Source organism: Zymomonas sp. (assembly GCF_020216885.1).
Taxonomy (GTDB): Bacteria; Pseudomonadota; Alphaproteobacteria; order Sphingomonadales; family Sphingomonadaceae; genus Zymomonas.
Genome location: NZ_JAIWON010000065.1, coordinates 1 through 10,000, shown reverse-complemented (window position 1 = coordinate 10,000; position 10,000 = coordinate 1). Strand labels below are relative to the sequence as shown.

Sequence of the window (10,000 nt, the reverse complement as noted above, 5' to 3'; positions counted from 1 at the left end):
TAGAAGGTTTTGATATCTGGGATGAAGCAGAAGCGGCGACTTGCGAAACATCTTCGCCAGCTTCGGCCATGACAGCAATCACCTGACCTACCGCAATATTTTCACTACCTTCCGGCACTAGAATTTTGGCGATAATGCCCGCATCGACCGTTTCAAATTCCATAATCGCTTTATCGGTTTCGATTTCGGCCAGAATATCGCCCGCCTTAACAGCATCCCCTTCTTTTACCAGCCATTTCGCAAGGGTGCCTTCTGTCATTGTAGGCGAAAGCGCTGGCATTTTGACTTCAATCGACATCCGGACATGGTCCTTTTTCTATTCACGGCTGTTTGCCAGAGGCAGGAAGCCTTTAAATTAACTTACTTAAAAAATAGCCCTAGAATACCTTGGAATTTCTCTAAAACATTCTAGCCAAAAGATATTTTTCTTTCGATATAAAACAAGTAGGGAGCAAGAAACAGCCCCCAATCTTATCGATCTACAATCGAAGTAATGAAAATTATTGTCTACAGAAAGTCTGTAACCACTCCAAAATTTTTAAAATATTATCAGAATGGCCAGCCTTTAAATCCTGTTCTAGCGTGGCGTATATTCTTCCCGTTCATCATAACTTACGCCACCTTGTCGCGGTGGATCAGAACGCCAACCATTGGCATCATCTTCGGTTACAGGAGAAACCGCAGCGCCTTCAGGCTGTTTATATTGGCGTTTTCGGATCGAAGCCGAGGGTGGTGGCGGCGGCGGTGGTGCAGGCTGATAAGCACCGCCATAATTGTAATAGTCATCATAGCCTACAGGGGGGGCGTAATAATTCCCACCAACATAGCCATTATTCCCATAATAGCCGTCATAATAAGCCGCTGGCCCATTATTTTGACCTGCCACGGCTAGAATAGTCCCGACACCATCAATCAGAAAAATATCCTGATAAAAGCGCACCCATTGTTGATTATTCCCCGGAGCCGGTAATCCATAATAAGCCCAGTCAGGCAGTCTTTGACCATAGGATCGCCATTCAGAAGGTAATTTATCCCCTTGACGGAAGGATCTCTGTCCAGCGGGATTAGCATAACGACGCCCGCCATTACCATCTTGGTACACACCCGATCTTTGAGCATCGCTGTTGGGAGGTGGGATCACATAGGGGGAGCCTCTTTCTACTGATCTGACAACAGGATCACCAGAAAAATTACCGGAATAGCCGAGTTGGGCATATAAAGGGCAAGTAAATCCCCCTAGGATCAAAGCCGTCCAGATAGAGCGTTTTATAGGTAAAGGGATTTTCATAACATAACCTGTTTTTATCTCTTTATAGAGCAAACAGAAGAAGTCGTAACGGCTAAAATCAGAAAATAATTTCAGAATTTTTGATTATTCAACCGGATATTTTTTCACCATTCTTATTTCTTGGACATCTCTTTCAAAGAAAGTCTTACCCATTGTTTCAAAACCGAGGCGGCGATAGAAATTTTGGGCAGGCAATCTGGCATTCAACCATATTTCGGTCAAATCGGGTGTAATCAATTTTTCTATTGCATGTTTTAAAAGCGCAGTCCCTAATCCCTGTCCCCGATATTCAGGAGAAACAGCTACACGCCGGATCCGTTTTTTATGCCCTTCCAGATGATGAAAAGAAGCACAACCAGACAATTTATCCTCGACAAAAACACCAAAATGCGTGGCATTTTTATCCCCGTCGGTAACACATTCTTCTTGTGTTAGGCTTGGCCAAAGATAAGCCTGACGAATAGGTAAGCAGTCAGCAAGGGATATCTCTTTTATCGAATAAGCAATATTTGCCATTCATATTCTCCACAGCCAGTATTTTACCCAAGAAACCGTCCCAAAACTTCCATCAGGCGAGCGCAACCCTCGACATCTTCAGCATCGAAACGCCCCATTGTCGGACTTTCAAGATCAATAACCGCCAAAATCTGGTTTTGACGTCCTCTTATAGGGATAACCAATTCAGATGCAGCACTAGGATCGCAGGAAATGTGATTGGGATATGTGTGAACATCCCGCACGCATTGTACCCTTCCAGTCGCAGCAGCCGTGCCACAGACGCCCTGACCATAAGGTATCTTGACGCAGGCAACCTTCCCTTGGAAAGGCCCCAAAATCAGATAGCTTCGGATAGCCCGATAAAAACCGACCCAATTTAGATCAGGCATATATGTCCATATCAAAGCAGCCGTATTGGCCATATTAGCGATCGGGTCACCCTCTTCGGAAAGTAACTCTTTAAGGGTAGTCAACAAATCGCTATACAGCGTTTTTTTGCTGCCGGTATTGATCGAGAAAGAAAACATGGGAAAGTAGAGTAACGGGATTTTTTCTATCCCTCAATCCACAGATACCCTCCTAGAAAAAAATATCTACGCAATAAGAAAGAAAAATCCCATTTTTTTAGAATTTATATTCAATGTCTAAGTATTTTATTACTCAAAGAATAAGTATCGATTCAGATTCTATAAAAGAATATTTTATAAGAGCCTCAGGCCCCGGTGGCCAAAATGTGAATAAAGTCTCTTCGGCTGTAGAATTGCGTTTTGATATAGCTATTTCTGGCTTACCCGGACTTGTCATAACCCGCTTACGGGAAATAGCGGCATCAAGAATTAACAACAAAGGTATTCTTGTAATTCAGGCGCAACGTTTCAGGGATCAGCCTTTAAATCGGCAGGATGCTTTTGAACGCCTCATCGAGCTAATCCGCTCAGCTACTTTTATTCCCAAAAAACGAAAACCGACCAAAGCCACATATGCCAGTAAGCAACGACGTTTAGACGGCAAAAGCAAGCGTTCTATGGTCAAATCGGCACGGCGTCGGCCAGAATTTTAGAAAGCAAATATCCTGCGAAACAGGATAAACCGAATAACAGGATAAACCGAATAACAGGCCGCAGAGGACAACTAAATAATCGTCAAATTTTTGTCTCTTTTTATCAGGAGGCACAGACCATGCTCGATCAACTGATCGAAGGAAATGATAGCAAAAGCCATTGTCAGATTATGACCATGTCGCCGCCGCGGTGGAGATATCTTGAAATGATAATCGCCAAAAAATCTGCCTTCTGATGTTACGGCAACTAAAACCCTAGATCTGTAAATGCCTTGGGTAAAGGAGCTTCGGCTGCAATTGGATTTTTCTCCAGACGTGCAATTTCTAAGGAATGCGCATGAAGCATCATTCGCGAAATATTTTCGTCTTGATGACGGCCATAAAATGGGTCGCCGACAATAGGTAAACCTAGCCCTGTTGCGGCATGAACTCTTAATTGATGGGTCCGTCCGGTTTCAGGGCGAAAGGCGACCAAGCTGCGCCCTTTATTTTTGGCCAATATTTCCCAATGGGTAACGGCTCTTTTGCCTTTATCATCTGCTACAATCCGCCAGCCACTTTTAGGCGAAGATATCTTCAACAAAGGCAGGTCTATAATGCCTTCATTCTTCTCTGGCACGCCCTCCAGAATTGCCCAGTAGCATTTTTTCACCTGACCTTGGCTAAAGGCCTCACTTAAACGACGGTGCATTTTAGGATTACGCGCCAGCAATAAGCATCCTGACGTGTCTCGATCCAAACGATGGACAATACTTGGCCAACGTTTGAAGCCGAAACAGAGTGAAGCCAGATAATTTTCAAGGCTGAGAGAACCATCGCGAACCGAAGTCACCGGCAAACCTGCCGGTTTGTCGATAATCATGGCTTCGGCATCAATAAAAAGAACGTGTTCTGCAAGTATAGGCATATAAAAGACACCCTAGAACCATGCTGAATATATCGCCTATACTGCAATTTTCAGCTTTAAAAGCAGTTCTATTTTTTAATAAAACTGATTCCCAATAAAATTCGCTATTTTCTTTTTGGCTTTTTGACTCTTTCCCAGATCAATTTGCTTGCAGCCCCAAAATTGAAAGCAGCCCCAATCAATGCCCCTGCCAAGCCCGCTAAAGACCAACTGGATGTCTGATGAATAGCGAGCTCAGCAACTCCGATATTGGCTAAAGCACCAATGCTGCAAATCAGGCAGAAGAGAATTAACCCCGGAATAAAAGCCCAACCTTTTAATTTCCGGTCACGATAGGTCAGCTCATTATTAACAAAGAAGTTAAACAGCATCGCACAGCCGATAGCTGCCGTTTGCGCTGGCAAAAAAGCGACGTGATAAGATTTCAGTAAAAACAAAATCCCTAGATGGACACAAAGACCAAGCGCACCGACAGCACTAAAAAGAACAAAACGCCCCGGAATCAAACCATGAGACATTTTCTCAATGATCTGAAACAGGAATTCAGCCATGACCTGCAAGCTGATCTTGCTTTCGCCTTCACGCCGATTTCTGAAGACGTAAGAAACCTCTTCAATATGCAAAGGCATTGGAGCCGAACTGATAATATCCAACAGAATTTTATAACCCTGTTGCGATAAATCATAAACTGATGCCTCAACAACCTCACGGCGCAGCATAAAAAAGCCACTCATCGGGTCAGATGTCTTGTTACCGATCAGAATACGACTAACCCTTGTTGCAAAATCACTCATTTGCCGTCGGGTTTCGTCCCAATTTCCGACACCGCCATCACCCGCATAACGCGTTCCGACAACCAGATCAGCTTTTTTAGCGATCATCTTTTCATACATGGATTTCAGCATTTTCTCGTCATGCTGAAAATCGGCATCCATCACCGCGATAAAATCACCATTGGAGGCCAAAGCGCCTTCCACGACAGCCGAAGACAAACCGCGACGACCGACTCTTCTGATACAATGAAGACGAGGTTCTTTATGGGCTAACTGAAAGGCTAATTCATAGGTTTTATCAGGACTATCATCGTCAACAACAATCATTTCCCACGGGATATCCCCTAAGGCATCTCTGACAGCCTCGACTAAAGCAGCGATATTCCCCTTTTCGTTATAGGTGGGAATAACCACCGATAACATCGGCATAAAATTTTTATTCTTCTGGTTTATTTCCGCAGAAAGAGAAGATATCGGTTGGTTCACGGTATCATCATGCATTAAAGAGCGCGTCCTAATCGCGAGGGGTTAGCCTGAATTGAATAGAGGAGCCTTTTAGGCGTTAAGGTCAAAGTTCAAAAGAGAGATTATCGTTTTTTTAATTTTATTCTGTCCTCACTCTTTTTACCCTAAGCATTTTTTATACAAAAAAAGCAAATCATCTTGCACATCGGAACAGGAAAAAGGATAAGCGCGGCAATGTTTTCTTTTCGACCTGCATCCCGATCTTCATTTAAAAACAGCGACTGGTGGCAGAATCCTTTTTATATTTTGGGTCTGATCCTGCTTTCTGCTGTGCCTTTGTTATGGCCGGAATTGCCTCCGATTACGGATGCCCCCGGCCATCTTGGGCGATATCGGGTTGAACTGGGTATTCACCAATCGCCATGGCTGCATCAGTGGTATAGTTTCGATTGGCATCTAGTCGGCAATCTTGGTTTTGACCTTTTTATTATCCCGCTTGCCCATTTATTTGGGCTAGAATTGGGGTTGAAAATCGGCGTTATCATCATGGTTATGGTAACCGCAGCGGGATTGTTAGCGGTTGCAAAAGCCGTGCATGGTAAAATTCCGCCTACCGCTGCTTTTGCGCTGCCTTTTATCTATGGTTTCCCTTTCCAGTTCGGTTTTTTGAATTATTGCCTATCCATGGCACTGACATTCAATGCCTTTGCCTTGTGGATAACCCTGAAAAACAGCCCTTATTTAAGAGCCTTCATCTTTATACCCTTCGGGATTATTATCTGGTCATGTCATAGCTATGGCTGGGGCATCTTGGGCTTACTCTGTTTTTCGGCTGATTTTTCAAATAATTACCGCCACGCTAGGCGGAATAATCAGCCAATTTTATCCGCGCTATTTCAAGCAGGCTATAAATCAGCTTTGGCGATGCTGCCCTTGCTGCCCCCTATTTTACTGATGATTTTATGGCGTTCTGGCCATGTCAGTGATGGAAATGGCGACTGGTTCCGATTTGATCTTAAAATAGAATGGGTTCTTTCCGCATTACGAGATCGCTGGCAAAATTTTGACATTGCCTCTATCGGTGTCGCTTGTTTCATTCTTCTTTTAGGGCGTTTGCGACTGGCTCCCCCGATGGGACTCGCCTGTTTTATCCTACTCATCGCCTATATCTGTTTACCTCGGATTCTACTGAGTGCGGCCTTTGCAGATATGCGACTAGCCCCTTATATTTTTGCGTTAGCCTTGGTCGGGTTGAAGGCGCCCAAAAACCAAAATTTTGCAAGAATAGCCGCCATAGCAGCCTGTCTGTTTTTCACTATAAGAACCGCGGCGACCACAGTCAGCTTTTGGTTTTATGACCAAGGCTACCAAAAACAGCTTAAAGCGGTTGATTTCATGGCTCCCGGATCACGAGTTTTGGCTATGGTTTCCACACCCTGCCTTATGACATGGGTCAGCAACCATATGAGCCATTTACCCGCCATGGCAACGGTCAGAAAAGACGCTTTTACCAATAGTGAATGGGCAATAGCTGGTCAGCAATTACTGACAATTCATTTTCCAGAGGCAAAAAGATTTATTCACGACCCATCTCAATCACTTTATCCGCGTCAATGTCGTTTTAGAGGATCAGCCGATCTCGATAAAACCTTGGAATCTTTTCCAAGACAGGCTTTCGATTATTTCTGGCTTATGGATATACCCTCGTCTTTGTGGCCTCATGAAGATGACCTGATACCGATATGGTCGGGCGAAAATGGTATTTTATATAAAATAGATCATCGCTTTACGACAACTAGCCCTATGCTTTCTCCCCCCAAAAGCGGATCAAAGCCCAAGGCCGTGCCTGCCGTAAAATAAGGGCGACTAGGCTATGTTCATTTTTTAGACGGTCGAAAAACCCAGCGGCGATTCAACCAAAAGCTGACGAGCGGCGTTACAAAAACCATAAAAGGCAGGGGCGTCCATTTCATGAGATGGAGATAATTGACCATACAGCCTACCCAAAAGCTGTTGAGCCCCAGTCCCAATAAAGAAGCAAGAGAAAAGCGTAAAAAAAGCTGCCAATGGCGATCTTGGCAGCCATGTCCCCGAAAGCTGAAATAGTTATGGAGCAAATAGCCCACAATCATAGCCACGAGGTAACCGATAAAATTCGAGAATAAAGGAGCCATATGCCCCCATTTGGCACCGATATAATAAATAGCGGCATTCAGAAAAGTGGTAAAACCTCCGGTAAGGCCAAAACGAATAACTTGCCCCAGAAACAAACGCTTTTCTTCATCAAGAAAATTCTCTAGCTTTAACCAAAGAGACCGATACATTAGACCTCATTTCTTCATATTTATTGGAACCGGTCAAAATTTGTTTTTAGACAGATGGCGACCGAATATGATCGCTATTGCATCAGCCAGAGAAAAGATTAAAGCCCGATCCATAAATATTTTATTTTACCGGTCGTTCATAGGCAGAATCAATAATATTGGGTGGGGGTAAAGGCATTCGCTATGAATTTGTATTTCGGAAATAACGAAGATTTCCGTTAATGATGAACAAAGACAATTCAAATAAATCTTTGATATCCACTCTCAAAAAAGTGAGAGTGATACCTTTCTCATCTCTAAATAACAGTCAAAAAGGTCTGTTATGGGATCAGATTAGTCGGCATTATTGGAGGCTTATTACCTGCCTATTCTGGGTTTTAACGGCAGCCTTTCTTCTCTATACCCATCGCCATGCTATTTATTGGCTTTCTCTTTCCGACACCGATGACAATCTCCGCCTTGCGGAAGTCAGAGACTGGCTTCATGGTCAGGGATGGTTCGACTTACAACAACATCGACTTAACCCTCCAAAAGGTGCCAATATTCATTGGTCGCGCCTAGTTGATCTTCCTATCGCAGCCTTAATTGCCATAAGCCAACCCTTTCTTGGCAGCATGGGATCTATTCGTTTTGGAACAGCAATAGCCCCTCTTCTTCCTTTGGGGATTCTCTTTTTTGGTAACGCGCTTACATGCCGTCGTCTGGTCGGTGAACAGAGTTTTTTGGTTGCCAACTGCCTGCTGCTCTGCGCTGGTCTGACATTGGGAATGTTTTTACCCCTGCGGATAGATCATCATGGTTGGCAGCTTGCTTTTCTTAGTCTGATTATCGCCGGAAATGCAGATCCCGACAGGGAAAGAGGTGCTGTTACAGTTGCGCTTTCTTCTACTTTATCTTTAGTCATTGGCCTTGAAATCCTGCCTTATATTGCGCTTGCGGCCGGTATGCAGACGTTATTTTGGGTTAAAAATATTCGTTATGCCCAAGCCTTAAAATATTATGGCTTTACTCTGGCCTTAACCAGTTTGATCGGTTGGCTTATCTTTGCTTCCTATGCCAATAGAGCACCGGTTTGTGATGCGCTTTCTCCGGTTTGGCTGACAGCAACGATAGGCGGTGGACTATCGGTCGCACTCATCGCTTCTATCCGTGCGGGATGGGCATTTCGGCTTTCGGCAGCTGTTATCGCGGGTCTTTTTATCATCGGTATTTTTGCCTATAGCTGGCCGCAATGTCTTGGACGACCAGAAGCGATATCGCCAGAATTATATAAATTGTGGATGTCACATGTCGGGGAAGCCAAACCGGTTTATAGTCGCGATATCAAAGTTATCGTGCTTATTCTGTCTTTACCGATTGTTGGACTGATCTCGCTGTTTCCGGCCTTATGGAATAACCGTTTTTCTCCTAGAATTGGAGGATGGCTCAATCTAGCCCTCATTTTTCTATCAGCCTTGGCGATGACAGCATGGCAGACAAGAACGTCGCCGGCGGCGCAATTATTGGCAGTGCCTACTTGTTGCTGGCTGATTATGACTCTTGTGAAAAAGCTAGATAAACAGAAAACATATGCGGGAATGTTGGGGTATGCGCTTGTCATTCTTTCTGTTTTGGCTGTTGCCAGTAGCTTTATTCCTCTAAAAATAGTCGAATATACGCATCAAGGGCATTATAAACCTTTCTTTAAAAATCTATTTTCCAAAAGCAGCACATTGCCTTCTCATCAAGCAGAAGGAAATCACAAAGTCAGTGAGAATAAAACGCCGTCCCACCCAGAGCGACGATGCCCGACTATTCCGGCACTGAAATCCATTGAAGCCATCCCGCAAGCCAATATTTTAACCTTTATCGATTTTGCTCCCCGCCTTATTGCAATGACCCATCATCAGGCGATTGCAGGCCCGTATCATCGTAATGGAGAGGCTATTTTGGACGTGCATCATGCTTTTCGGGGTAGCTCCGAACAGGCAGAAAATATTATAAGACGGCACGCGATTAGTCTGGTATTGATTTGTCCGGGGATGCCCGAATCCTCAATTTACCTTAATGAAGCCAAGAATGGATTTTACGCGCAGCTCGCAAAAGGTCAGGTGCCACCGTGGCTGGAAGCCATGCCGTTACCAAAAGAATCGCCTTTTCGCTTATGGCGCGTTAAAGCCGCTGCGAATGCAGCCTCCCGTCAGCATAATTGATGCTCCCTTTTCTCTTTAATTGACCCTGAAATGAGCCGCAAACCTTCAAAAAACCCTCAAAACCGCCCCCAAAGAAGAGCCTTGCGCCTTGCCTTGATCGTCGGTGGCATATTGGCGACGATTATCTTGGTCTTGGCTGTGCTTTTGGGAATAGCTGTTTATACAACCAAAAGTAGCCTGCCTGACTTTGACAAGCTGAAGGCTTCTCCCAATGGTCAAACCATTCGGGTTCACTCGAATGACGGCACGGTTATCGTCAATATGGGTCCCGGCTATGGCCGTTGGATTCCGTATAACGATATCCCGAAATCTATGACGCAGGCGATGATCGCAACCGAAGACCGTCGTTTCCGTTATCATATCGGCGTGGATCCGGTGGGCATGATGCGGGCTGTCGGGGTGGCAATTATTCACCATGGACAAGGCAAACGCTGGCAAGGGGCATCAACCATCACACAGCAATTAGCCCGCAATGTCTTTCTGACCAATAATT

General features: G+C 44.6%; 11 protein-coding genes. 4 read left to right on the top strand and 7 right to left on the bottom strand.

Translation table 11 applies throughout. The features are described 5' to 3' along the window. The 4 genes from LDL18_RS03450 to LDL18_RS03435 form a co-directional block, all read right to left on the bottom strand. Positions 1-298 (bottom strand): biotin/lipoyl-containing protein (locus tag LDL18_RS03450; RefSeq protein ID WP_296507007.1); only part of this gene is annotated, 298 nt, incomplete at its 3' end. 279 nt (positions 299-577) lie between these two features. After that, positions 578-1,288, bottom strand: coding sequence for an RcnB family protein (locus tag LDL18_RS03445; RefSeq protein WP_296507006.1), 711 nt, complete (start codon positions 1,286-1,288; stop codon positions 578-580). Positions 1,289-1,372: 84 nt separating this feature from the next. Next, positions 1,373-1,804 carry a GNAT family N-acetyltransferase gene (locus tag LDL18_RS03440; protein ID WP_296507005.1) on the bottom strand — a complete coding sequence of 144 codons (432 nt, stop codon included), beginning with the start codon at positions 1,802-1,804 and terminating at the stop codon, positions 1,373-1,375. 23 nt (positions 1,805-1,827) lie between these two features. Then, the gene (locus tag LDL18_RS03435; protein ID WP_296507004.1) at positions 1,828-2,313 is read right to left on the bottom strand and encodes a GAF domain-containing protein; all 486 of its coding nucleotides are present in this window, start codon (positions 2,311-2,313) and stop codon (positions 1,828-1,830) included. 113 nt (positions 2,314-2,426) lie between these two features. On the opposite strand from LDL18_RS03435, the gene arfB reads away from it, so the two are divergent. Further along, entirely contained in the window at positions 2,427-2,846 is a 420-nt protein-coding gene (gene arfB / locus LDL18_RS03430; RefSeq protein ID WP_296507003.1) for an alternative ribosome rescue aminoacyl-tRNA hydrolase ArfB, read from the top strand. Positions 2,847-3,093: 247 nt separating this feature from the next. Here arfB and LDL18_RS03425 read toward each other — a convergent pair whose 3' ends face one another. Next, positions 3,094-3,753, bottom strand: coding sequence for an RNA pseudouridine synthase (locus LDL18_RS03425; RefSeq protein ID WP_296507002.1), 660 nt, complete (start codon positions 3,751-3,753; stop codon positions 3,094-3,096). A 104-nt stretch (positions 3,754-3,857) separates the two neighbouring features. Next, positions 3,858-5,027, bottom strand: a complete 1,170-nt coding sequence (locus LDL18_RS03420) for a glycosyltransferase family 2 protein (RefSeq protein ID WP_296507001.1) — start codon at positions 5,025-5,027, stop codon at positions 3,858-3,860. Positions 5,028-5,225: 198 nt separating this feature from the next. Between LDL18_RS03420 and LDL18_RS03415 the strand changes: the two genes are divergently transcribed. Further along, positions 5,226-6,851 carry a hypothetical protein gene (locus LDL18_RS03415; protein ID WP_296507000.1) on the top strand — a complete coding sequence of 542 codons (1,626 nt, stop codon included), beginning with the start codon at positions 5,226-5,228 and terminating at the stop codon, positions 6,849-6,851. A gap of 17 nt (positions 6,852-6,868) precedes the next feature. Here the strand turns inward: LDL18_RS03415 and LDL18_RS03410 are convergent, their stop codons facing one another. Further along, complete coding sequence (locus LDL18_RS03410) at positions 6,869-7,315, bottom strand: GtrA family protein (RefSeq protein ID WP_296506999.1); 447 nt, start codon at positions 7,313-7,315, stop codon at positions 6,869-6,871. Positions 7,316-7,536: 221 nt separating this feature from the next. Here LDL18_RS03410 and LDL18_RS03405 point away from each other — a divergent pair, with 221 nt between their 5' ends. Then, positions 7,537-9,507 carry a hypothetical protein gene (locus LDL18_RS03405; protein ID WP_365974641.1) on the top strand — a complete coding sequence of 657 codons (1,971 nt, stop codon included), beginning with the start codon at positions 7,537-7,539 and terminating at the stop codon, positions 9,505-9,507. A 30-nt stretch (positions 9,508-9,537) separates the two neighbouring features. Further along, positions 9,538-10,000: transglycosylase domain-containing protein (locus tag LDL18_RS03400; RefSeq protein ID WP_296506997.1), on the top strand; the 463-nt coding region annotated here is incomplete at its 3' end.

Coding starts and splice junctions, on each gene's coding strand:
- LDL18_RS03445 (WP_296507006.1), bottom strand. CDS start 1,288: ATGAAAATCCCTTTACCTATAAAACGCTCTATCTGGACGGCTTTGATC.
- LDL18_RS03440 (WP_296507005.1), bottom strand. CDS start 1,804: ATGGCAAATATTGCTTATTCGATAAAAGAGATATCCCTTGCTGACTGC.
- LDL18_RS03435 (WP_296507004.1), bottom strand. CDS start 2,313: ATGTTTTCTTTCTCGATCAATACCGGCAGCAAAAAAACGCTGTATAGC.
- arfB (WP_296507003.1), top strand. CDS start 2,427: ATGTCTAAGTATTTTATTACTCAAAGAATAAGTATCGATTCAGATTCT.
- LDL18_RS03425 (WP_296507002.1), bottom strand. CDS start 3,753: ATGCCTATACTTGCAGAACACGTTCTTTTTATTGATGCCGAAGCCATG.
- LDL18_RS03420 (WP_296507001.1), bottom strand. CDS start 5,027: ATGCATGATGATACCGTGAACCAACCGATATCTTCTCTTTCTGCGGAA.
- LDL18_RS03415 (WP_296507000.1), top strand. CDS start 5,226: ATGTTTTCTTTTCGACCTGCATCCCGATCTTCATTTAAAAACAGCGAC.
- LDL18_RS03410 (WP_296506999.1), bottom strand. CDS start 7,315: ATGTATCGGTCTCTTTGGTTAAAGCTAGAGAATTTTCTTGATGAAGAA.
- LDL18_RS03405 (WP_365974641.1), top strand. CDS start 7,537: ATGATGAACAAAGACAATTCAAATAAATCTTTGATATCCACTCTCAAA.